The sequence below is a fragment of the Vibrio sp. 03-59-1 genome (assembly GCF_013114135.1).
GTDB classification, from domain to species: Bacteria; Pseudomonadota; Gammaproteobacteria; order Enterobacterales; family Vibrionaceae; genus Vibrio; species Vibrio cortegadensis.
Map to the genome: position 1 here is coordinate 302761 of NZ_VTYA01000001.1, position 24313 is coordinate 327073.

The window sequence follows — 24313 nt, forward strand, 5'->3', positions numbered from 1 at the left end:
TTTCTCCTGTGCTTTCTTAGTGAGACGCTGATTGATCAGCAAATTTAACCTGAGTGAAACGGTACAAATAGTGCGGACCGCCAGCTTTTGGCCCTGTACCTGATAGTCCTTGGCCTCCAAATGGTTGAACACCAACGACTGCTCCTACTTGATCTCGGTTGATATAACAGTTTCCAACACGCGCATGTTTTTCAATCCAACGGTAAGTCGTTTCATTCCGGCTATGGATGCCCATGGTTAGGCCAAAGCCCGTCTGGTTAATTTGTTCGACCACATTCGTTAATTCGCTCGCTTTAAAGCGAACAATATGCAGGATAGGACCAAACTGCTCTTCTTTTAGACACGAAATATCATCAATTTCAAAAGCACTTGGCGGGACAAAGTCTCCATGCTCACAGACGGCTCCCAGTTCTAACTGAGCCACTTTCTTCTGCGAGTTATTCATGCTCTCTAAGTGGGCCAATAACTTAGTCTTAGCGGTTGCATCAATCACAGGACCAACATCCGTTTTGTGTAGGTGTGGAATACCAACACTTAACTCATTCATCGCACCTTGAATAAGCGCCACAATGCGATCTGCAATATCTTCTTGTACAAACAAAACGCGAAGCGCAGAACAACGTTGGCCAGCAGAAGCAAATGAAGAGCGAATAACATCACGGACGACTTGTTCAGGTAATGCCGTACTGTCGACGATCATCGCATTTTGACCACCAGTCTCGGCAATGAATGGAACTGGCGCAGCATCACGCTCTGCCAATGTCACATTAATTCGTTGCGCCGTCGCCGTAGACCCAGTAAAGGCAACGCCAGCAATTGAAGGGTGAGATGTTAACGCAGAGCCAATCTCAGCACCGCGTCCAGGAAGTAACTGAATAGTCCCTTCAGGAAATCCTGCTTGCTGCATCAATTCAACCGCGCGAGCAGCAATTAAGCTCGTCTGCTCCGCAGGTTTTGCAACAACCGTATTTCCTGCAACCAAAGCAGCGGTGATCTGGCCTAAGAAAATAGCCAGAGGGAAGTTCCACGGGCTAATGCACACAAACACACCACGACCCTGACGTGAAGCGATGCGTGTTACACCATCAAATCCTTCAATGCTGAATTGCGCGAGATTATCGACTTGCTTCGCGTAGTAACGACAGAAATCCACCGCCTCACGAACTTCATCAATACTGTCATGAATGGTTTTGCCCGCTTCTTGATGACAGATCGCCACCAACTCCGCCAAATTCTCTTCGAGAAGATCGGCTAAACGTTCTAATAGTGCGCTCTTATCTTGAATACTCGCCAACTGCCAAGCCGCGAAAGCCGTTTCCGCACCTTCGATTGCAGCGGAAACATGATCAAGGTTTGCAAAAGCAACCTGCCCAACCGTAATTCGACGATCGTAAGGTGCAGTGATCGTTTCAATATGATCTTCTGCCTTGATCATGCTTTCGAAATGACTTGAACCATTGATCACAGGGCCTGCCGACCACTGTTTATCTAAGAAGCTTGTCACTTGCGCTTCAAACACCGAGGCTTCACTTTCAATATCAACGTTCACCCCATAGGCATTTTTCCGCTCGGGGAAAACATCTGTAGGCAATGGGATTTTTGTATTGTTCAATGTATCGAAACTTAACAGCATATCGACAGGATGCTGAGTCAGCTCACTAATTGGGCAGCGAGCATCAACCAAACGGTGAACAAATGAACTGTTCGCGCCATTTTCTAATAAACGACGAACTAAATAAGGAAGCAAATCTTTATGGCTACCGACTGGTGCATAGATTCGTACTGACTGTTGGTACGCTTCCATCGCATGGTTATAAAGCGAGTCGCCCATGCCATGTAAACGTTGAAATTCAAACTCTTTATGCTGTGCCATCACTGCGATAGCCGTTACCGTGTGTGCATTGTGACTTGCAAACTGAGGGAAAATATTGCCGCGAACACCTTCGCTAAGTAGGAAGCGAGCACAAGCTAAATATGCAACATCCGTTGATTCTTTACGAGTATATACTGGGTAGTTGTCGTAGCCTGCTTGCTGCGACCATTTGATTTCGCTATCCCAATAAGCCCCTTTTACCAGGCGCAATGGGATCTGATCACCCTGCTCTTTTGCTAACGCATTAATCCAAACCAACACCGGAAGGGCACGTTTAGAGTAAGTTTGAATAACCAGACCAAACTTGCCCCATCCTTTGACCAAATCGCTGCGATACACTTTCTCAAACAGTTTCAGCGACAGTTCTAAACGGTCCGCTTCTTCGGCATCAATCGTAATCGCAACATCTAACTCGACGGCGCGGCGTAATAGTTGCTCTAAAGTGTCGGCTAATTCCGTTAGAACTCGGTCTTCGTTCGCCACTTCATAGCGTGGGTGTAAAGCGGATAGCTTAATAGAAACCGACGGGGCAGGACTTTCCATCTTTGCCGATGCCTTTGACTGATAGCCATCGCGGCCCACAGCCTCAATCGCCATCAAATAATCTTTGAAGTACTTATTTGCATCGGCAGTGGTCAATGCCGCTTCACCCAACATGTCATATGAGTAAGTGAAGCCTTTATCGCGCATGGCACGGCCATTTTTTTGCGCTTCAGCAATGCTGCGTCCCAATACAAATTGGTGCCCCATAATTTTCATTGCTTGATGCATGGCATTTCGAATTACAGGCTCTGATAGCTTGTTAACTAAACGGTTCATCGCTTGTGCTGGGCTTGGAGAATCTTGGTCTGATAACCCAACGACTTTGCCTGTTAACATTAAGCCCCAAGTGGATGCATTAACGAAAACAGAATCTGAATTTTTGAGGTGAGATTTCCAATCTGCAACGGTCAATTTATCTCGAATGAGAGCATCAGCGGTTGCCGAATCAGGAATACGCATTAACGCTTCCGCTAGACACATCAATAGAATGCCCTCTTGCGTATCTAAACTGTACTCAAGAAGTAGTGCATCAATCATTTGGATCGACTTTTTATCCGCTCGAATAGATTCAATCAGTTGAGTCGTTTTAAGTGAAATCTCTGATTTTTCTTGTTCTGAAGGGATAGCTAGCGGTAAAAGTTGCTTTAGCCATTGGGACTCATCCACCATATATAATGGCGAGATCAGTGACCACAGCTTATCAAGCGGTTGCTCAATAAACTCTGGTTTTAACACATCAGTAGCAGTAAACATGCGTTTTCCTCAATCTCACATCCGAAAAAGTATCGGAGTTTCTACAATGGCTGGCAGTGTATTTTGAGCAGAAGAGGATTACTTGTCAAAAACTCCGAGTTTTTTGCTAAAAACTCGCTTTTTTAACAAAGTATAAACAATATCACATAAGAACTGGCAATATATTAATCCGTAACTAATGACTTATTTAACAGAAGATTGCTTTTTGTATCGAGATGGAGAGATCCCTTGAAGGCGTGTAAAAGTATGAGTGAAAGTGCTTTGTCCAGAGAAGCCTGTCAATTCCGCGATCTGCCCTAAACTTAACGACCCCTGCTCAATCAACGTTCTTGCCATATCAATTCGCTTACCTAAAACATATTGATGAGGGGTGATCCCCATCTGATCTTTGAACAACATATGAAATTGGCTCTCTCCAAGGAATACGCTACCAGCAAGCTGGGCGACAGAAATTTTGTGACTGAGATGGAGTTCGATATAGCGGTCGATCGCTTCAAGATCAAAACGGGACTCTTTAGCAGAGGTTTCAAATACTGAAATATGCCTTTGTAGCAGCGCAACAACCGTATCGTTACAAGCTCGGCTAAGCAAAAGATCATCCGGGCTAGATTGCATTTCAAGCACTAACATTCTGATCAACTTCTGAATTTGGCTATCCAATTGAAAGTAGGTATCAGCTCGAGATAGCTGGTTGATCTTATCAAGCATTAAAGGATCATCACTGGTGGCAACAGGCATGTTTAACACCAAAATATCCGACTGCCCGATCACCCCGCCAAAGGCATGATCAGAACTTGCGGTAACCACACAACCCTGTCCTGGCCCAACTAGGTTACCCCGCCCGCTGACTTCAAACTCCGCTTGCCCTTTCAAGCCGATAACCACTTGACTGTAAGAATGCTCATGACAATCCATGTGTGAAGGTAGCGTAACTATCTCTGCTGGCCTAGGTGCCAAATCTTTGGCGATATCGTCAATTAAAGAAGGTGATTGAGTCGCAGGGGTTTTCATCTGTTTCGATTCCAATGTGGCGTGCTTAATAGATAATATAACAAGAAGCTTTGTAGCACTAAAAAATCGATCCTTTTCCACAAAAATACGCATCAACACACTTATAGGCTCACTGATTTCTGATCACCAAATCTCTCGGAACAATGATCAAGTGCACATTAATTACGGTTAATGTGCAATCAACTAATTATAAATCCATTAATTTAATCGCTGACACTTGCATAATTTTGCGTACAGCTCAAAATAGCACTAGAAAAATTTATGCAGATTCAAGCACCTTACACTTTTTGTGCGTTCTGCTGCATTTTTTAGCGTTCATATTTGCCTAAACTATGGGCTTAAATACATAGTCGTCAAAATAATATCTTTTCGCCGATGTAACTATCTGCGTATTTTTCAATACAACTTACTGCAGGGACCTATGAGCACATTTCGCATTTCTACGCTTTTATTAGCGTTAACTCCTTTCTGGGTATCTACATCGGTATCAGCTGAAGAGCTAATTCAAGTCGATCCTGTTACGGCTATCGATGAAAAGCTAGACATAAAGCAGAACGAACTTAATACCCTTTCATCAGAGTATTCTGCTGAGAATGAGAATCTTAAACAACTTCTCAATCAACAAGCTAAATTAAAACGTGATGGTGAAGATTTTAACGCGAAACGTAATCGTGCTAAATCAGCGTTAGACAAACAGTACAGCCGTTTACTTGAAGATCCAGACACCGATCTTGTCTCTTTTCAGAAGAAATACCAAGAATCTTGGACCAATGTAAAAGAGAACCAAGCTCAGTTACTAGAGAGTAAACAGTCAATCGTTGAAAATGAGATGCGCTTATCTCAACTGAAGCAAAAGCAAGCACGAAGCAACAATGAGCTAGCGAACTTACAAGAGTCGAAAGTAGAAGCTCGTGTTAAGCGTTTAGCAACAGAACTGCGTGAAAGTGCCGTTCTTGAAACAAGCTATACAACAACGTGTTCAACGACCATGACACTAGGTGAATGTGCTAACCAAGGTAAGCACCTAACCAAACAGAAAGCGGTGAAAACGTTCCGTTCAAACATGCTTTCAAAGCTCACCGAATCCAATATAGCGAAACAAAACCTTCAAGGTGTGCAACTTAATATTCATGTTCAAGAGAGCCAAATCATCAAAAGTGGCTTCTCAGGAAACAGCGCTTACTTCACTCAAATGCAAGCACAACTGCAAGCGAAACCTGAAGCAATCGCAGCCTGTAAACTTCTGAATGTCTCTCCGCGTTACTGCTTAAAAGGCGACCAAGCGGCAAAAACTGAAAAAAATGATAAGCAATGGGCCAATGTAAAGGTTCGTTCTGATCAATATAACGATTCAGTAACCATTAATGGCGTCGACTACGGCAGTACTCCTGTCGAGATCGTACTACCAAATGGCCGCCATCAGATTACGGTATCAAAACAAGGCTACGAAACATACAATCGGGTGATTACACTCAACGGTAACGACACTGTTTGGGTAAAACTACTCCCTAATAAAGAGAGTTAAACCCAACTAACCCAATATTTATGTATTACAAGTGAGTGTTTAATTAGCAATTTTTGTTCAATTATTTGCCAAAACTCACAAAGCTGACGTTAAAACGCCATTTTGTCACGAAGATATCTCAGATGACTTCAGACAAAATGGCGTTTTCGTTTAGAATAACCATATATTCAGAAATATGACTTAAGTAGAATGATAATGCGCCAAGGTTTACCTGCTCTCTTATTTGCTCTTGCACCTTGCCTAGTAATGACCTCCACTTATGCTCAAGCACCAACATCGAATGTGCTTAGTATAGAGAGCGAGTTATTTACTAAGCACTCTGAACTTGAAGCAGCTCAAAAGCTCGTTGCTGATAAAAGTAATCAAGTTTCGAATCAGCAAGAGCTGGTTAATCGACTTATCGAACAAAACAATCAATACAGTTCAATATTGGCAAAAGCCAAACAAAACCTTGAACGTGATTATGCCAAAATGATTGATGAGCCCGAGCTTGACTTAGAACCAACACAATCGGCTTACCAAGAAGCTTGGTCAAAAGTAAAACGAAACCAAAGCGAACAGTTAACAGCCGCACAAGATAAACAGGCACTTGAACTAGAGCTTGCACAATTAAAGGCCGAGCAAGCCGTGATTGAGCAGTCTATCGCCCAGCTAGATAATGAACAGCTACGATCTCGAGCTGATCGACTTAAAAGCGAGTTGCACCAAAGTGGCAAGCAAAAAGTAAGCTTTACTAACACCTGCCAATCAAATATGACACTGGCGCAGTGTTCAGGGCAAACGACAGATTTAGCCCTGCAAAAAGCAGTAAAACAATTCCAAAACGAGTTAGTTGAAAGCACTTCAGAACCCGCGCTTGTAAAACAAAATATCGCCTCGGCTTCTCTAAGCATTCACGTATTACGCCATAACGTTGTGAATGCTAGCTTCTATGGTGATAACAAACATAAGACAGTTGTCGATGTTGAATTAGAAGCTCGTCCTGCAACCAACGCTCCCTGTAAATTGTTAAACATCGATTCTCAGTACTGTTTTGCGCCAGGAGAAGAATCCGCTAAAGCACCTGAAAAAGAGGTTGCTTGGGTTAGCTTATCGATCCGCTCTAATCAATATAATGATTCCGTGTCGGTGAATGGCGTGAAATATGGCAGCACACCATTGGAAGTGATGCTACCTGTAGGGCCACACATGATCACCATAGAGAAAGAGGGCTACCGCTCTTTTAATCAAGAACTGAGAATTAAATCAGATCATACGCTGCGTGCCGTCTTACGTGAGAAAGAGAATGTGTTAAAAACAGGCCATAAATTCGCAGACGCCATTGGTAGCAACGCCAAAGCACCTGAAATGGTCGTCATTGAGCCTGGACAATTCCTATTAGGGGAGCATGGAGAAAAGCAATTTAACCTTGATCATGCTTTCGCTATTGCCTCTACCCCAATCACAGTGATGCAGTTTGAAACTTTCATAAAACGAACGAATTATCAAACAGATGCAGAGTTGCAGAACATTTGTACTGCTGTAGCCCAATCAGAAGTCACTCCTATTTCTGATAGCTATTGGCGTAACCCTGGCTTTAAGCAATCAGCAAGCTCTCCTGCTGTATGCATCAGCCGCAATGATGCAACAGCATACACTCACTGGCTTTCACAAGAGACGGGCTTTACTTACCGTCTACCAAGCAGTGACGAGTGGGAAGTAGCCGCTCGCGCCGGTTCTAAATCCAATTTCTGGTGGGGAGATAACTTTGATGAAGGCCAAGCCAATACAGGTTGGAGCGGAACACCATGGTCGAATGTAAGCACCTCGCCTGTGAAATCATTCCCAGCCAACCGATATGGCTTATACGATGTCGTGGGCAACGTTTGGGAGTGGACACAAGATAGCAAAGGTGTCGCAAAAGGTGGCGCTTGGAGCTTCTCTCCAAATGAAGCTCAAGCACAAAGCGAACTCTACTTAGCACCTACGATGGCAGCCAATTATGTCGGATTCCGAGTGTTACGCCAACTCTAGGCAACCGTAACGCTCACCCTTCCCAGAAAGATAGCCAAAGGGGGGATTTCCCCCCTTACTTCAATATAAAACTTGTTTTACATTACCCACATGGGCAGGTAATGAATGTTATATCGCTCATGGTGTCTAATAGATACCTCTACATTTTTTGCAATACATGTGCTAGGAATGTGGAACCTCTTCTACACGTCGACAAGATTAATTCTTGTATTTGCCAGCCCCTCTTCAGGCTGGCTTTTTTTTGTCCAAAATGGGCCATAATGTTCAAATAATCACCATCAAGACATTACACTGTAAAAATTGCATTTGACTGCATACAATAACTCACTGATTTTGATACAATAAGTTAAATTTTCCAACGGTATTTTATTGTGTCTACAGATTTCGATTCCACTCTCATCTCTCTCTTTTACCAGCTTCCAGGATGCTGGGGGTGTAAGGATCTTAATTCTGTTTTTGTTTATGCTAATGAAGCTTATGCAAAGCTTATTGGTGTAGAGGAGCCAAACCAATGTATTGGCCGCAGTGATTTTGAAATGCCAAGCCCAACCATAGAGTGTGCAGCAGAGTTCCAACGTCAGGATGCTTTTGTTATCGCGACAAGAAAGACAATAAAGATTTTAGATATTCACCCTTACCCTGATGGCCGCTGGCACGCTCATATTTTTACCAAGAAACCTTGGTACAATGAAAACAATGAGGTGATAGGAACTATTTTCTTTGGCAAGGAGCTAACGGATACTGCCATCTTAGAAGTAGGCCATTGGATTTGTCGTGCCACTGGAATTCAACGCACAAACCGCCAAGCTGTGGGGTTTAATGTCATAGATGAGGGGCAGATAGAGCATCTAACACAGCGAGAGTCCGAATCTCTATTTCTATTGCTGTATGGCAAAAAGCCTCAATATATCGCTCGTGCGATGGCGATTTCAGTTAAAACGGTTGAAGGCTATATTGCCAAACTTAAAACCAAATTTAATGCCAAAAGCAAAGAGCAACTCATCGATAAAGCCCTCGATGCTGGCTTTGGCTCTGTCATTCCAAAAAGTTTATTGAAAACCCAGTTATCTGTCGTTCTAAACAATGAATGCCTCAACGAGCAATTAAAAGGCTCATAAACGTTATCAGTTCCGCTGATATGTTCGCTTTTGAATCTGACGACAGACCTGACTATGATGACTTTGACGAATATATTGATGAACATAGCTTCGATTTGCATCGCTATTTCCTACCGTCAAACTGATCTCCTATTGAACTACGATACAGTGACTCATATCACTGTATCGAATGTCACACACGCTTCTTATCTCTTGAAATCAGACTCGATTTCTCACTTCAAACAATACTCCTACAACTTTAGTTAAAGTTACATTTCCTTCACATCTATATTACTTATAACTGGGTAGACTATATTTAAAATATAAAAAAACAGCTCATTGATTGAGTAATGTCAGCCTTATTGCATTTTTCAGGAAGCAGTTATGAACCTCACTATACGCAAACGCCTTTATATCCTCTCCATGATTCCATTATTTGTTATTGCTATCAGCATGATGTCTCTCACCTACAACGAACTTAATAAGCTAAATCGACAGCAAATTGATTTGACCCGAGACAGCATGATGAATATGAAAAAAGCGGAACTAAAGTCCTATATTCAAATAGCTCAAACAGCAATCACGCCCATCGTAAATTCAAATGGAACACTTGAAGAAGTTATAGCAACGTTAAAAGAGATCAAGTTTGGCAAAAGTGGTTATATCTTCGGGTACACCTCTAGCGGGATCCGAGTCATTCAAGGTCAATCCACAAAAGGACTTGGAGAGAATTTTATCAACCTTCAAGACAAACAAGGTAACTACCTTATTCAAGATTTGATTAAAAATGCTAAGCGAGAACAATTTACTACCTATTACTTCCCTAAACCGGGAGAGACACAACCTCTACCGAAACTCAGTTTCTCTGCTTATTTTCCACAGTGGGATCTGATAATAGGTACTGGGTTTTATACTGACGACGTCGATAGAGCGGTTGAAGAGATGCAACTTCTTTCGACTGCCAGCATGAATCGAAGCATTACATCCATTGGGTTATTCTGCCTTGTTATTGCCATCATTGTCGCGCTATTCGCAGTATTGGTGAATCGCAGCATAATGCGTCCATTAGAGCAGTTTGATTCCTCAATTCGCTCATTTGCCAGTGGTGATGCCGATTTAACAGCCCGCATGCAGGAATCTAATGTTCCAGAGTTTTCTGAACTCACTAAAAATTTCAACACCTTCGTTGCGAGCCTTCAGTCAATCATCTCTAGAGTGAGCCAAGTCGGCCAAGAAGTCGTCGATGAAACGAATAATATGAGCAATCGTGCAGCACAAGTGGATGAACTCGCCTCAAGTCAACATACCGAAACCGACCAAGTCGCCACCGCAATGACTGAAATGACGACGACAGCTCATGAAATTTCTAACAATGCACATCAAGCAGCTCAGTCTGCTAAAAACGCAGAAGATAATGTCGATCAAGCAAGTGCGATTGTCCTTTCAGCAGCCGATTCCGTGCAAGCGTTGGCAAACGAAGTCGCTGAAGCAAACAATGTGATCTCTAGACTTGAAGGTGATGTGCAAAATATCTCATCTTCTTTAGAGGTGATCCAAGATATAGCAGAACAAACGAATCTCCTTGCTTTAAATGCCGCTATAGAAGCAGCACGAGCAGGCGAACAAGGACGTGGATTTGCCGTAGTTGCCGATGAGGTTCGGAAATTAGCCAGTCGCACACAAGATAGCACAGGCGAAATCCATACGATGATCCAACAACTTAAAGCGGCGTCAGACAACGCAGTCACAGCCATGGATTCTAGCCAAAGCCGAAGTGTCAAAGCCGTTGATGAAGCGAATTCTGCCAGTCTAGCGTTGGCCAAAATCAAAGAGTCAATTGATACCATCATGGATATGAATTCATTGATCGCGACCGCCACAGAAGAGCAAAGTGTTGTCGGACAAGAGATATCTGAGCGTATAGTGGTGATTTCTGACCAAAGTAACCAATCAGCGGAGCTTGCTAATGAAAATCGCTCTGGCAGCCAAGAATTGAATGGTAAAGCGCATGAGTTATATAACTTGGTTGACCGATTCACCGTTTAGAATACTGAATAAAATATGCTGATATAACAAAAAGTCCAGATCTGAAATTCATATCTGGACTTTTTTATCAAACCCGGAACATTGAAGGAAAAATTAGATTTGAGATAAAACCAAAGTTGCTTATTCATCTCTTCAGGTTCTCTTTACAGCTGATATCAACCTATTCTCATTTGAATTAATGGTAGTATAGTGCTCATATATTAATCTTTCTTTGTATTTTAATGGAATAAACATGAAAACCAGAGGATTTACCCTTATTGAGTTAGTCGTCGTTATTGTCATTCTTGGTATTATTGCAGTCACAGCACTACCTCGATTTTTGAATATTCAAACCGATGCAAGAATCAGCACCATCCGTTCAATGCAAAGCAGCATGCAATATGCCAATGAGCAGGTTCATGCCAAAGCTTTGTTAGGCTATGTAAAAGTGAGAGATCCAAGTTCATCAAGCACTCGACTCACTTTTCTTGATCTCAACAAAGATGGGATTCAGCAAGAGCACCAAGGTGAGTGGGACTTAATCTATAACTACATAGACAATACACACATAGACGATGCAATCATTATTGACGGTAGCTTCTCAACCCAAGAAGAGGGGTCGGCTAACTTGTATGTAGGTTATGATAAGAGTAGCTCTGGGGATGTAAAAAGTGGTAATTGCTGGGTTTTATATACTCAAGCAACGGCTGGAAATAATGAATTACCAGAGTACCAACGCGAAACTTCTGGATGTTAGTTCATTCCAATCGATCAAAAAAAGCCACAATAATAGTGGCTTTCAATAAAGCGTCATTTCTGTAACCAATCCCGTCAGTTAAAACAGTAAGATCACAGAAACTCCCCCTCTTATTTCCATTTTGAATGCTACTGAACCGCAATTATGCTTATCACAATTTAATCACGGTTCAGCAGTCATAAAATACAGATTATGCTTGTGGAGGCGTACCTTCACAGTTAGAAACAACAGCATCAATTTGTACTAGAGCATTCATTGGAATTGCTGAAACACCAACAACGGTTCTTGCAGGAAGGTCGCCTTTGAAGAACGTTGTGTAAACTTCATTTACAGCGTCGATATCTTCGATGTTTTGAAGTTGGATGTTAATTTTCACAGTGTCGTCCATTACATGGTCAACACTTTCAATGATTGCTTGAATGTTTTTCAGGCACTGTTCAGCTTGAGCTTTTACATCACCAGCAACGATTTCATTTGTTTTAGCGTCAACAGGTAATTGACCAGCAATATGATTGTAGTGAGAGAATGCAACAGTGTGCGAGTATGGTGCTGCTGGAGCATTGTCTGTATTGTTCGCTTCGATAACAAGAAGGCTTGTATCTTCAGGAAGTTGTGGTGGAGTTCCGTCGCCATGTGACACAGAAGTATCGATTTGAACCAATGCGCCCATAGGTAAAGCTGATGCATTAACAACAGTGCGTGCTGGAACGTAGCCTGGGAAGAATTTAGCACAAACTTCATTCACGATAGCAGCATCTTCGATATCTTTAAGGAAGATTGTTGTTTTAACGATATCACCCATCACATGACCAATGCTTTCTAGGATTGCATTGATGTTGTTCAAACACTGCTCTGTTTGCTCTTTAACGCCACCAGCAACCAATGCGCCTGTTTTTGGATCAACAGGTAATTGTGCTGCTAGGTTGTTGTAGTGAGAGAATGCAGCCGTTTGAGAGTATAAACCCTTAGGTGCATTTTCAGTATTTCTTGATACTTTAATTAGCGCGCAAGGTGCTTGAGGCGTTGTGCCTTCACCGTTTGAGATAAGAGCATCAATCTGTACCAAAGCATCGCTCAGAGGTAATGCGGCGACTTCAACTGTTACACGAGTTGGAAGATCGCTTTGGAAGTAAGATGTGTAGATTTCATCGATAGCTTCAATATCTGCGATATTCTTAACGAAGATATTCAATTTTACTACGTCGTCCATTACGTGGTCGATACTTTCTACAATCGCTTTAATATTGTCTAAACACTGTTTTGCTTGATCTTTTACAGTGCCAACTACAATGTTACCTGTTTTTGGGTCTACAGGTAATTGAGCTGAAATATTATTATAATGAGAAAAAGCTACTGTTTGAGTAGATACAGAACTTTGTGGTGCATTTTCAGTGTTTCTTGAAAACTTAATGATATCGCCGCTCATTAGACATTTATCCTTTTTATAGAGTACAGAAATACGTCTTTATTTTTAATAGATCGTATTGGAATGAATGATTAAAGTGGCGCTATGTTAAGTAAAATTATCTAGGGGAAATGTGATAAATGTCCGAATATCATTTCACTAGAATGCCTAGAAATATGGAATAAATAGTCATTATTCGATTAATTATCCGTAGTTTCACTCATATTCGAGCTTTAATGTCAGTTTTCACTGTGAACGATTCGCTTATTGTGAATATAATCTCAGAGAGATAATGGCTTCTTCTTATGGTTTTTGTTCATTTTTGATAATTCGATCACGATAAATTCCATTTAATCCAAAATAACACTCAATTAATGCGTAGTTTATGTCGTTTTAAGTGAATAAATTCCCCAACGCGTCTAAAAATTATATTTATGTTAATAGAATTCATTCGTTAATTAAGTAATTATTCATGTCCATTATTATCAAAGTGTTGATTAATATTTATTAACTGGCTATTAAGTCGACATCTATATTTATTATTAGATGTGGAAGGAGATAATAGAAGAGTATAAGGATGTAAATATAACAATATATAAACATCAAACTATAAATAAGCCGAACATTTAACACATAGCGCTAAATCTCAGTACCTAATGAAACACATTAATCAGGGCAAGGTCGCCGCTCACCCCGATTCAACTTTTTCATTCATCCGCCAGTTAAGTTTGCTAACAGTTGCTCACAGTCCTTCTTCAGCTTAAGAAGATCATCAATATTCATTTTGGACATGCACAGCATTTCGCTAGGAACACTTTTAGCCTGCTCACGTAACTCCGCCCCCAAATCGGTCACTGATATCACTCGAACTCGCTCATCTTCCAAACTACGTGTTCGAGTGACGTAACCTTTCACTTCTAAACGTTTTAGCAGTGGCGTCAGTGTTCCTGAATCTAAATGTGTTTTATGGCCGAGCGCTTTAACATTCATCACTTGATCTTCCCACAGCACCATCATCACTATGTATTGCAAGTATGTGAGATCTAGCGCTTTTAGAAGAGGTTGGTAAGCTCGCCCCATCGCGTTAGAAGCACTATATAAAGCGAAACAGACCTGATTATCCAAACTTAGGTACTCATCTTTTCCTTGCTCACTCATGTAATCACCAATAAAAATTAATTAATTGTGCGCAATATACTTGCGCACTTATATTATTTCAATTAGTATTAATGAAAATCAAGTTGTGCACAACCTAATTGCTAGCAATTAAAATGACTATCTATCATAGGACTCAAAACATGACAGCACTATACACAACTTCAGCAACAGCAATGGCAGGTCGCAGTGGTCAAGTAAGCACAGATGACAACATGCTTTCTCTAGCTCTTAGCTACCCAAAAGAGATGGGCGGATCTGGCGACGCGACGAATCCAGAGCAACTATTTGCAGCGGGCTACTCGGCATGTTTCTCAAATGCAATTTTACACGTAGCCCGTGAAACAAAAGTGGCGATCAAATCAGCACCAACAACGGCTACAGTAGGTATTGGTCCTAATGAAAACGGTGGCTTTGCGCTAACGGTTAGCTTATCTGTTGAGCTTGATCTTGACCAAGAGCAAGCAACCGCTTTAGTTCAAACCGCTCATCAAGTATGCCCTTACTCAAATGCAGTGCGTGGCAACATAGATGTTCAACTGACGGTTAACGGTTTCGCAATTTAGTCGACATTACCAAAGTACAAAATCAGATACGGGTGCTTTTCTTTGCATACCACTCGTATCAGTAGACTCACGAAAAAATGTTAAAGGGAATAATCTATGCGCGCAGTCCGAATTCACCAATATGGTGGCACTGAAACACTAAAGCTAGAGAACATTACTAAACCAAAAATCAATGATGATGACATTCTGATTGCCGTAAGATCAGCAGCGATTAACCCGGTGGACTGGAAAATCCGCGAGGGCTACTTGCAAGCATTCATTCCATATGAACTACCTGTAACGCTAGGTTGGGATGTCGCGGGTATTGTGGTGGAAGTCGGTTCGAAGGTCAGTGAATTTAATGTTGGTGATGAGGTATTCAGCCGCCCAAACATTGCTCGTGATGGTAGTTATGCTGACTATATTGCAGTAAAAGCAGACGAAGCAGTTTTAAAATCCCCTAAACTGAGTTTCTCAGAAGCCGCCGCTTTACCGTTAGCAGGGATCACGGCTTGGCAATGTCTTGTAGATGTTGCCAATGTGCAACCGGGTCAACGAGTTCTCATCCATGCTGGTGCTGGTGGTGTGGGTCACTTAGCCATTCAAATCGCAAAAGCAAAAGGCGCGACGGTGATTGCTACGGCTTCTGCTGCGAATCAAGATCTGCTAATAAACCTCGGAGCTGATCAAGCGGTTGATTACGCAAAATCATCGCTGAAAGAGCAAATTGAGCCCGTAGATATTGTTGTTGATACCATGGGTGGCGATGTTCAAAAGCACTCGTGGGAATTACTGAAAGAAAATGGCATTCTTGTTTCTGTGGTTGATCAACCTGATGAAGAGTTGGCACAGGCACATAATGCTCGCGCTGCCTTTGTCTTTATTGAGCCAAGCAGTCGCATATTAAAAGAGCTAAATAGCCTAGTCGAAGCCGATCTTCTTAAGCCTCTGATCGAGCATCATTTTACTCTTGAGACGATTGTTGATGCGCACTTGCAGAGCCAATCAGGCCGAACTCGCGGTAAGATAGTCATCGATATTAATTAGAGTCACACCTCTGCTTTTTAATTAATTCAGATAAGAATTTGATGACCACTCCATCTCCCTATGCAGTATGCAATGGAGGATGGAGTGACGACCTTCCTTCATTTTTCCTTCTCTTCTCTCTCATCAAAACCCTAAATTCCTTCGATAATAAATTAAGAAATGTGAACTGCCACTCTCTTAATAGAAGAAAACCCTCCACTGACGCGATACATTAAGCACTCTTTACATTACCTGAGATATTTCATGATTCTAATTACTGGAGCAAGTAGTGGGTTAGGCGCGGCACTGGCTAGTTTATATAGCGATGATAATGAGAAATTAATTCTAACAGGACGCAATCAACAACGATTAGAGCAGATAAGTGCACCACTAAACGCTCAGGTAACCACTCATGCGAGTGACTTATGTGATCCTCAAAGCGTTGCCGAGCTATTCGATACGATAGAAGAGGCTCCTAATACCGTGATCCATTGTGCTGGTAGTGGATACTTTGGAAAGATTGAAGATCAAGATCCAGCAGCAATCAAACAGCTCCTTGATAACAATGTCACTTCGACCATTCTTTTTTTGCGAGAGTTAATTCAACGCTATCGTGATCATAAAGTTAATGTTGTCGTGGTGATGTCCACCGCCGCCCAAGCAGGAAAAGCGGGAGAGTCGACATATTGCGCGGCGAAGTGGGCTGTCCGTGGGTTGATCGAATCGCTACGGCTTGAACTCAAAGGTTGTCCGATGAAGATTATTGCCGTGTATCCAGGAGGTATGGCGACAAGCTTCTGGGAAACCAGTGGTAAAGATCTCAACACCTCAAGTTTCATGACCGCAATAGAAGCCGCATCCATGCTAAAACAAGCCTTAGTCGGTACTGAACATGGTTACATCTCAGACATAACGATAAACCGAGGCTAGTCCAAATCTAAGCTTTCAAAAGCATCAATGGCTAAGCGAGCTTCAGAAATGGTGCAGCCAGACACTGTCATTAACTGATTAAGCGTGATATTTGGGTTGCACTCTATTAACTCGGCAAGACAAATATCCCGTTTTGGCAGTGCCTTATCGATTGCTTGCTTCACCCATAGATAGTGATCATCTGATAACTCATTTCGAAGCTGGGTGAGCCGATGTTCTTTACCTAAAAGAGTCCAGTGGCGAGAGCGTCTGATCCGTTTTAAGCTACAGTCTAAATTTGATACGAGATCAGAAAACCATAATTTATCATGGACTCGATGCACGAAACTGTTCAGCGGGACGCTAATTTCGCTCTCCAAAACGGACCTCTCATATTCGTAATCGCGCCTATTCTGACGCTTGCTCACTGACGCTCTGATTCATCTCTGAACAATCACTAATTCATCTTGGAAATACACGATGTACTTTCCTTTACATCAATAGTGATGGTTTACTGTTAAGGTTTCGCTGCTAGCATTTCATTGAGTCCACCACCATTATGCAAATTGGTAAAGCCAGCAGCTTGTAAGTGTGCTTCTGCTTGCCCTGAACGATTACCGCTACGACAGTAAAGCACGATTAATTGATCTTTATCGATGTGGGCAAAAGATGAATTAATGGTATTTAGTGGGTAATTCACCGCAGCATCAAGATGACGAACATTAAACTCTTGAGGTGTTCGAACATCTACCAACAAGGCTCCATCGCCAATTAACGCCCATGCAGAATCTGCACGCTCAGATGCAATACTGGCGCTTGTGGTAAACAAAATCGCACACAATGTCATTAAGCTAACTAAAAGTCTCTTCATAAGCCTCGACGCTCCTTCAGCAAGTACAGGTAATTATTGGTGTTGTTTCTCTAACACCAACTATAACGTTAACCATGATTTAAATATATCAGGCAGATTAAATATCTGTTGCAAAAGAAAATTATAACGGCTGAACTTCGGAAGGAGAGAATTGGAAGTGATCATCAAGGTTTGCACCTAAAAGCGCTCAATATTGTTAAGAGTACGATCAAATAGGGCGAGTTGTACTTTCAAACTGACTATCGCAGTAAAAGTTCAACACGCCCTAGTGGTCAAGTAAATTAAAATGAATACCTACATTCAGTAATCAGTTCATCAATGCTATGACGCTTTCTCGACATCGGGTTCTGATTCACTCGTTTCAGAAAAGATATCGGCAACGGCACTGCGCTCCAACTCACCTTTTAAATTACCCTCTTCATCAACCACTGGTAACGAGTAGTCGCATGACATCGTATCTGGCAAGATCTCTTCAATAACGGCATCAGGTAATACAGCCGGAACTTCTTCATACATCTCATCGCTAAAATCATGTACTGTCACATCTTCAACAGCATCTTGTAAGCTCTCTTGAGTGACCAAGCCTTGATAGCCTTCATCGGTAACATGATAACCATAATCATGCTTCGATTTTTTCATTTCACTTAACGCACCTTCAATGGTTTCAGCAGTAATACGCAACGCAGGTGGCTGCATCACCGTTTCAACCGTCAACGCTCGCGCTCGGTTGACATCTTTTACAAACGCCTCAACGTAATCATCAGCTGGATTAAGAAGAATTTCATGTGGAGTACCTTGTTGTACCAATACGCCATCTTTCAAAATTGCAATGCGATCACCAAGTCGTAAGGCTTCATCTAAATCATGGGTAATGAAAACAATAGTTTTATGCAGCTTCTCTTGTAGTTCAATCAATTGATCTTGCATTTCACTACGGATCAAAGGGTCGAGAGCCGAGAAAGCTTCATCCATCAATAAGATTTCAGCATCAGTACAAAGTGCACGAGATAGACCAACACGTTGCTGTTGCCCACCAGAAAGCTGCGATGGATATTGTTGTTCATACCCTTTCAAGCCTGTTGTTTCTAGCCACTCTTCTGCTTTTGCTAAACGTTCACTTTTATTAATGCCTTGAATCTCTAAACCATAGGCAACATTTTCGATCACCGTACGATGTGGCATCAACCCAAATCGTTGAAACACCATCGACATTTTATGGCGTCGAAACTCTTCAAGCTCTTTCGTATTCAGGCTCATGACATCAATGCCTTCAACGATAATTTTCCCTTCAGTGGGATCAATCAATCGGTTGAAATGGCGAATCAAGGTTGATTTACCCGAACCCGATAACCCCATGATAACGAAGATCTCACCTTTTTCGATTTCAAGATTAATATCTTTCAGACCAACAGTATGACCCGTATCGGCAAGGATTGTATCTTTGCTTTCACCATGTTTAATACGGTTCATAACTGATAAAGGCTTCGGCCCAAAGACTTTAGATAAGCCACTGATTTCAATTAAAGGTTTAGTCATGTTTAAGATCTCCCAAATGGGCATTGGTACGTTTTGCGTATGCTTGTGATGCTCGATCAAACAAGATGGCCAGTGCCACTATCGCGAAACCATTGAGTAATCCCAAAGTAAAATACTGGTTGGTAATTGATTTTAGTACTGGTTGACCCAAGCCTTTAACTCCAATCATTGAAGCGATAACGACCATAGAGAGCGCCATCATAATGGTTTGGTTAATACCAGCCATAATGGTTGGCATTGCAAGTGGCAACTGAACGCCCCACAAGCGCTGTTTCTGACTAGCCCCAAATGCAGTAGCCGCTTCTAACACTTCTTTATCAACCAAGCGAATACCAAGGTTAGTCAAACGAATAACTGGAGGAATCGCGTAAATAACCACAGCGATCAAACCCGGAATTTTACCGATACCTAACAGCATCACCACTGGGATCAAGTATACGAAGGCGGGCATGGTCTGCATCACATCAAGCATCGGAGTAACGATTGATTGAGCGCGGTTAGAACGAGCCATCGCAATTCCAATAGGAATACCGAGCAAAATTGAGACCAGTGTACATACGGTGATAATGCTCAAGGTTCTCATCGTATCTTCCCACATGCCAAAATATCCAATCAGCAGTAGAGAACCAATACAACCAAGGGCAAGTTTCCATGAACGACTTGCCGCATAGACCAGCCCAGTACAAATGGCTAAAACGATAAACCAAGGTGTCGAAAGCAGGAGTTTTTCAAACCAAACAAGAAAAGTGAGGAGCGGATCGAATAGTGACTCGATGAATTCACCGTACTCACGAGAAAATTCACGATAACCGCCATCCAGTGTTTTTTTGATTGTTCTTAGAGTAGAACGATCCATTTCTGGAAAGCTAGTGAACCAATTATTATCAGACATGTTATATCCTTTTATACCGGAGCCACGATTGGCTCCGGCTTACTACTAAAACGGTACTTCCTGTAACGCTGCTAAAATGATTCTTTAAACCGGTAAGCTATAACGCACTTTCAATTTTCTTCGCCACATCGGCAGGTACCCATGCATGCCAAATTTCAGGTGACTCGGTTAAAAAGTGTTGCATCGCTTCCACACCATCGGCTTGGTTGTCTTCCATCCATGCAAGAAGTTCATTCATTTTTGCATTGGTAAAGCCACGTTTAGAAAAATAGTCGTAAGCTTCTGGAGAACGTGAAGCGAATGCTTCGGTTGTAATGGTATGAACAGGAGAAGGCGGGTACATTGTGACGGTTGGTGTTTCACAGTCTTCTTTCGTCACGCAGTTAGTAAAAGCATCTACATCGACACCGCTACCAAAATCAATTTTAACCATGTCGTACTTACCTAATACCGCAGTTGGTGCCCAGTAGTAACCAAACCACGCTTCTTCACGTCCGTACGCTTTCGCAATGGAACCAGATAAACCAGCACTAGAACCAGGGTCAACAATCGTGAAACCGGCTTTTTCTAGGTTCAGAGCTTCAAACAAGTTTCCAGAGCTAATCTGACAGTTCCAACCAGCGGGACAAGTATAGAATGCAGAAGTATCTGGATCTTCTGGGTGCTTAAATAGTTTGGCATGTTTACGTACCCCTTCAATGGTTGCCATTTCAGGGTATTTATCTACCAAGTAAGCAGGGACCCAAAAGCCCTCTTCACCACCATCGACAAGCGCCGAACCAGCGAATCGAAGTCTCTTCTCTGCGACGCCCTTATCCAGAGCATCTTTCATTGAGTTACTCCAAAACTCAGGAGCAACATCAGGTTGACCTTTTTCGATCATTGATGTGCCTGTTGGCATCGTATCACCAGGGATCAATTCAGCATCACACCCGTATCCGTGTTCTAAAATAAACTGGTCAACATTGGCAATTAAACTAGCAGAACTCCAGTTCATATCAGCAATCGTTACGCTTCCACATTCACTTGCTTGTGCGCCACTCGCCGCTGACATTAATAGCAACATTGCACTTAGTTTGTATTTCATTTTGAGGCATCCTTTCTCTTAATAACATATATAGGGTAACTGAATAAGTCATTACTACTCAAACCATTTTTTATTACTAGTGCAATTTAAAACCTGTAAAAACAGTCTAACCCTCGATACAGAACAAACACAAACGACTGATTTAAAACAAATAAAGTTACTGAGACATATTCACAAAAATCCATTAACAATTTCGTAAACGACAAAAAATACTTAGAGTTCGATGTAATTTTCAGGTGAATTTTATCCACTAAATCGTAATTAGGTTAATTAATAAACGAGCATTCAATATCTGTTTTGTTTGCGATAACTCTCACAAACTTGCAATGAAATACATCCCATTGCATAAAAAAATAGACCACAGTCGACTCAATTATCTTTAATCAGAAGTATCATTTGCCAACTCTAATTCCGATAAAATAAGCAATGATCCCTATGATTAAAAAACACTTTTTAGCGTCAGCCATTCTCCTTTCCCTTGCAGGCCAAACTTTAGCAGCCGATGGCGATATGGTCGATGTCACCATTTTAGGTACTTCTGATATTCACGGACACTTCATGCCGTGGGACTATGCCGCAGATAAACAAAACATGCGTGGCAGCTTGAGCCAAATTGCAACCAAAGTGAAAGCGATTCGTAACGACCAAGATAATGTCATTCTTGTTGATGCTGGCGACACTATCCAAGGCAACTTCGTGGAGACATTTAAAGATGAACCCGTCGATCCTATGATGCTTGGCTTTAATGAAATGGATTATGACGTCTGGGTGTTAGGTAATCATGAATTCGATTTCGGCTTAAAGGTACTTAACCGCTCACTCTCTCAATTTGAAGGTACCGCTCTTGCGGGAAATATTGAGCGAGCTGATGGCAACCCGTTCTTACCTTCTTATAAAATCATTGAAAAACAAGGTATTAAAATTGGCGTTATCGGCATGGACACTCCGATGACTCAGGTGTTTGCAGAAGGAACGAACCGACTTGAAGGTATGACGTTCACCAATCCTTCATTGGAAGTAAAAAAAGTCATCAAACAGATTGATGAACAAGTCGATGCGATTGTTTTAGTTGCCCACATGGGCTTAGATAATGAGAACAATATTGAAGCAACAGGCGTCCGTGATATTGCCAATGCTAATCCGGAACTCGATGCGATTGTGGCTGGACACATGCATACGCGCATTGATAAAGAAGTAGTGAATGGCGTAATCGTAACGGAACCAGATAAATATGGTCGTGCGCTTTCAAGAATTGACCTTCAGTTTGAAGAGAAAGGCGGCCAATATACGCTCGTCAATAAAGACAGCTTCACCTATAAGATAAAAGGGATTGAATCAGATCCTAAAATGGAATCTCTGTACTCTCCTTATCACAAGCGTTTACGTGAGAATGCAAATCGTGTTGTCGCACAGCTAACAGGAGTTGATCTTGTTCCTGAAAATGAAATCAAAGGCATTCCTCAAGTTCACATTCAAGACACTGGCGTTAGTGCTCTCTTCCAAGAAGCTAGTATGTACTATGCGCCAAAAGCAAATGTCATCGCACTTCAAATCGACAATGATCGTGCAGAGTTAGATGTAGGTGCAATTAAAGCGAAAGATATCGCTTACAACTATCAATATGCTGGTGGCGAGATCACCGTTTACGAAATGACGGGCAAAGCACTCAAAACTTACATGGAGTGGTCCGCAGGGTACTTCAATAGCGTAAAAGAAGGCGATGTTACTTATAGCTTTAATCCAAAGCGACGCGCTTCCAAATACTCGACCAATGATTTTTTTGCTGGAGTGACTTACACCATTGACCTTACTCAACCGGCAGGTAAGCGAATTACTGATCTTAAATTCTCAGATGGCAATATGATTACTGAGGCGACTCCAATTCGTCTTGGGATGAACAGCTATCGTATGGGCCACCTAACCAAGTCGGGTGGTGTATTAGAAGGTCAAAAATTCCCAGTAATCTTTGACACTGAAGTCGAATACGGTGAAGACGAAGGCACGATCCGTAATTTAACGATCCGTTACCTAACTGAAGTTAAAAACGGCCAGTACCAAGGTAAGCCAATGAAACGCTGGTCACTGAGTGGTTTAAAAGGGTTTGAGCAACAGCGCGAAGTGGTAAAAGCATTGATTAATGATGGCACTATTTCAGTTCCAACCAGTGATGATGGCCGCTACACAAACATCTCATCGATTAATGTGAAAGATAAGCTTTTCGCTACTTCAGGTGAGTTGGACCAATATCTGACTCAGATGAAACAGAAGCTATCAAACGCAGGTTCAGAGAGTGAAAAACTGAACATTCAACGTGATATTGCTATAGCAAGCGCACTGAATAAGTAACTATTCTTTCGCTTAATTGTTTAGACGCCTCTTTTAGTCATATAGAAGAGGCGCTTTCATTTCTGATACCTGTCGAGGAGCAAACGTTAAATGTCGATATGAAAATATCGCCAGTCACATCCCTTTAAATAACCCTTGAGATGCGCGACTGACCGGAAGTTTTTTTCCAGCAATAACCACATTCATTCTGCCTGCTAAATCTTTTTTCACTTTATCAATCGCAGCAACATTCACGACTGTCGAGCGGTGAATTTGCCAAAACTGATGAGGATCTAACTGTTGTAATAGCTCTTTTAAGGAAGTTCGAATAATGAACTCTTGGCATTGTTGATCCGCTTCTCGCTTGAACACAGAAACGTACTTATCTTCTGCTTTGAAATACAACACATCAGAGATTGAGATCAGATGTAAATCATCTCCCGCGTTCGCTTTAATCCACGTTAGATATTCAGGCACTGCCGGGGTTGAAAGTTGCTGTAATTGAGTCATCAAAGCGGAGAGATCGGAATTATCGGCTGGTGGCTCTTTTGCCGATTGAATCTCCGACAAACGTGCCTTTAACTTTTCGCAGGTGGCAAGCAGCCTTGATTCAGATAAAGGCTTGAGTAGGTAATCCACGGCACACTGTTCAAAAGCTTTAACCGCATATTCATCATAAGCGGTAACAAACACCACCAGCGGGGACTGAGGCATCTTCTGAAGTTTTTCGGCAAGCGCAATGCCATCAAGCTCTGGCATACGAATATCAAGGAAAACCACATCAGGTTGATGATCCTCTATCTGACGCCATGCCTCTTTACCATTTTCAGCACTGGCAACAATATTCAGTTCAGGCCACGTTTCAGCAAGAGTCTTATTTAAGTGATGCCTAAGCAAAGCTTCATCATCAGCAATAATCGCGGTATAAAATTGTGGCATGTTTGCTTTTCCTTAGCAGCCGAATG

19 protein-coding genes are annotated in these 24313 nt (G+C 42.0%); 9 read left to right on the plus strand and 10 right to left on the minus strand.

Features of this window, described 5'->3' with window-relative positions; genetic code table 11:
* Positions 1–16: 16 nt before the first annotated feature.
* Both putA and F0249_RS01295 read right to left on the minus strand, forming a co-directional pair.
* A complete protein-coding gene (gene putA, locus F0249_RS01290; RefSeq protein ID WP_171755578.1) occupies positions 17–3169 on the minus strand; it encodes a bifunctional proline dehydrogenase/L-glutamate gamma-semialdehyde dehydrogenase PutA in 3153 nt (1050 codons plus the stop codon).
* Positions 3170–3352: 183 nt separating this feature from the next.
* Positions 3353–4180: an AraC family transcriptional regulator gene (locus F0249_RS01295; RefSeq protein WP_040887187.1), complete on the minus strand. Its 828-nt coding sequence runs from the start codon at positions 4178–4180 to the stop codon at positions 3353–3355.
* A gap of 421 nt (positions 4181–4601) precedes the next feature.
* Here F0249_RS01295 and F0249_RS01300 point away from each other — a divergent pair, with 421 nt between their 5' ends.
* The 5 genes from F0249_RS01300 (at position 4602) to F0249_RS20315 (ending at position 11597) form a co-directional block, all read left to right on the plus strand.
* A complete protein-coding gene (locus F0249_RS01300) occupies positions 4602–5705 on the plus strand; it encodes a PEGA domain-containing protein (protein WP_017052377.1) in 1104 nt (367 codons plus the stop codon).
* Between the two features lie 195 nt (positions 5706–5900).
* On the plus strand, positions 5901–7718 hold the full coding sequence (locus F0249_RS01305; RefSeq protein ID WP_171755579.1) for an SUMF1/EgtB/PvdO family nonheme iron enzyme: 1818 nt from the start codon (positions 5901–5903) through the stop codon (positions 7716–7718).
* A gap of 371 nt (positions 7719–8089) precedes the next feature.
* Positions 8090–8836, plus strand: coding sequence for a PAS domain-containing protein (locus F0249_RS01310; protein WP_171755580.1), 747 nt, complete (start codon positions 8090–8092; stop codon positions 8834–8836).
* A 363-nt stretch (positions 8837–9199) separates the two neighbouring features.
* Complete coding sequence (locus F0249_RS01315) at positions 9200–10861, plus strand: methyl-accepting chemotaxis protein (protein WP_171755581.1); 1662 nt, start codon at positions 9200–9202, stop codon at positions 10859–10861.
* Between the two features lie 232 nt (positions 10862–11093).
* Positions 11094–11597: a prepilin-type N-terminal cleavage/methylation domain-containing protein gene (locus tag F0249_RS20315; RefSeq protein ID WP_113798693.1), complete on the plus strand. Its 504-nt coding sequence runs from the start codon at positions 11094–11096 to the stop codon at positions 11595–11597.
* 190 nt (positions 11598–11787) lie between these two features.
* Here the strand turns inward: F0249_RS20315 and F0249_RS01325 are convergent, their stop codons facing one another.
* Positions 11788–13023: a RidA family protein gene (locus F0249_RS01325; RefSeq protein WP_017052372.1), complete on the minus strand. Its 1236-nt coding sequence runs from the start codon at positions 13021–13023 to the stop codon at positions 11788–11790.
* Positions 13024–13713: 690 nt separating this feature from the next.
* Positions 13714–14160, minus strand: coding sequence for a MarR family winged helix-turn-helix transcriptional regulator (locus F0249_RS01330; protein ID WP_171755582.1), 447 nt, complete (start codon positions 14158–14160; stop codon positions 13714–13716).
* A 140-nt stretch (positions 14161–14300) separates the two neighbouring features.
* Between F0249_RS01330 and F0249_RS01335 the strand changes: the two genes are divergently transcribed.
* The 3 genes from F0249_RS01335 (at position 14301) to F0249_RS01345 (ending at position 16658) form a co-directional block, all read left to right on the plus strand.
* Positions 14301–14723: an organic hydroperoxide resistance protein gene (locus tag F0249_RS01335; RefSeq protein ID WP_017052370.1), complete on the plus strand. Its 423-nt coding sequence runs from the start codon at positions 14301–14303 to the stop codon at positions 14721–14723.
* Positions 14724–14819: 96 nt separating this feature from the next.
* Positions 14820–15749 (plus strand): NADP-dependent oxidoreductase, encoded by a 930-nt coding sequence (locus tag F0249_RS01340; protein ID WP_113798690.1) that lies wholly within the window; start codon positions 14820–14822, stop codon positions 15747–15749.
* 243 nt (positions 15750–15992) lie between these two features.
* Entirely contained in the window at positions 15993–16658 is a 666-nt protein-coding gene (locus F0249_RS01345) for an SDR family NAD(P)-dependent oxidoreductase (protein ID WP_171755583.1), read from the plus strand.
* On the opposite strand, the gene F0249_RS01350 is transcribed toward F0249_RS01345, so the two are convergent.
* The 5 genes from F0249_RS01350 to F0249_RS01370 all read right to left on the minus strand — a co-directional run bounded on the left by F0249_RS01350 (position 16655) and on the right by F0249_RS01370 (position 21023).
* Positions 16655–17017, minus strand: coding sequence for a ribosome recycling factor family protein (locus tag F0249_RS01350; RefSeq protein ID WP_216599482.1), 363 nt, complete (start codon positions 17015–17017; stop codon positions 16655–16657). The two genes, F0249_RS01345 and F0249_RS01350, sit on opposite strands and share 4 nt — an antisense overlap.
* A 137-nt stretch (positions 17018–17154) precedes the next feature.
* Positions 17155–17508, minus strand: a complete 354-nt coding sequence (locus tag F0249_RS01355) for a rhodanese-like domain-containing protein (protein WP_113798686.1) — start codon at positions 17506–17508, stop codon at positions 17155–17157.
* A gap of 321 nt (positions 17509–17829) precedes the next feature.
* On the minus strand, positions 17830–19044 hold the full coding sequence (locus F0249_RS01360; protein ID WP_017052366.1) for a glycine betaine/L-proline ABC transporter ATP-binding protein: 1215 nt from the start codon (positions 19042–19044) through the stop codon (positions 17830–17832).
* Entirely contained in the window at positions 19037–19936 is a 900-nt protein-coding gene (locus F0249_RS01365) for a proline/glycine betaine ABC transporter permease (protein ID WP_017052365.1), read from the minus strand. Before F0249_RS01365 ends, F0249_RS01360 begins: the two co-directional genes overlap by 8 nt.
* 97 nt (positions 19937–20033) lie before the next feature.
* Positions 20034–21023: an ABC transporter substrate-binding protein gene (locus F0249_RS01370; RefSeq protein ID WP_017052364.1), complete on the minus strand. Its 990-nt coding sequence runs from the start codon at positions 21021–21023 to the stop codon at positions 20034–20036.
* A gap of 438 nt (positions 21024–21461) precedes the next feature.
* Here F0249_RS01370 and F0249_RS01375 point away from each other — a divergent pair, with 438 nt between their 5' ends.
* Positions 21462–23369, plus strand: coding sequence for a metallophosphoesterase (locus F0249_RS01375; protein ID WP_171755670.1), 1908 nt, complete (start codon positions 21462–21464; stop codon positions 23367–23369).
* Between the two features lie 114 nt (positions 23370–23483).
* Here the strand turns inward: F0249_RS01375 and F0249_RS01380 are convergent, their stop codons facing one another.
* Positions 23484–24287 (minus strand): LytTR family DNA-binding domain-containing protein, encoded by an 804-nt coding sequence (locus F0249_RS01380; protein ID WP_171755584.1) that lies wholly within the window; start codon positions 24285–24287, stop codon positions 23484–23486.
* Between the last annotated feature and the right edge of the window lie 26 nt (positions 24288–24313).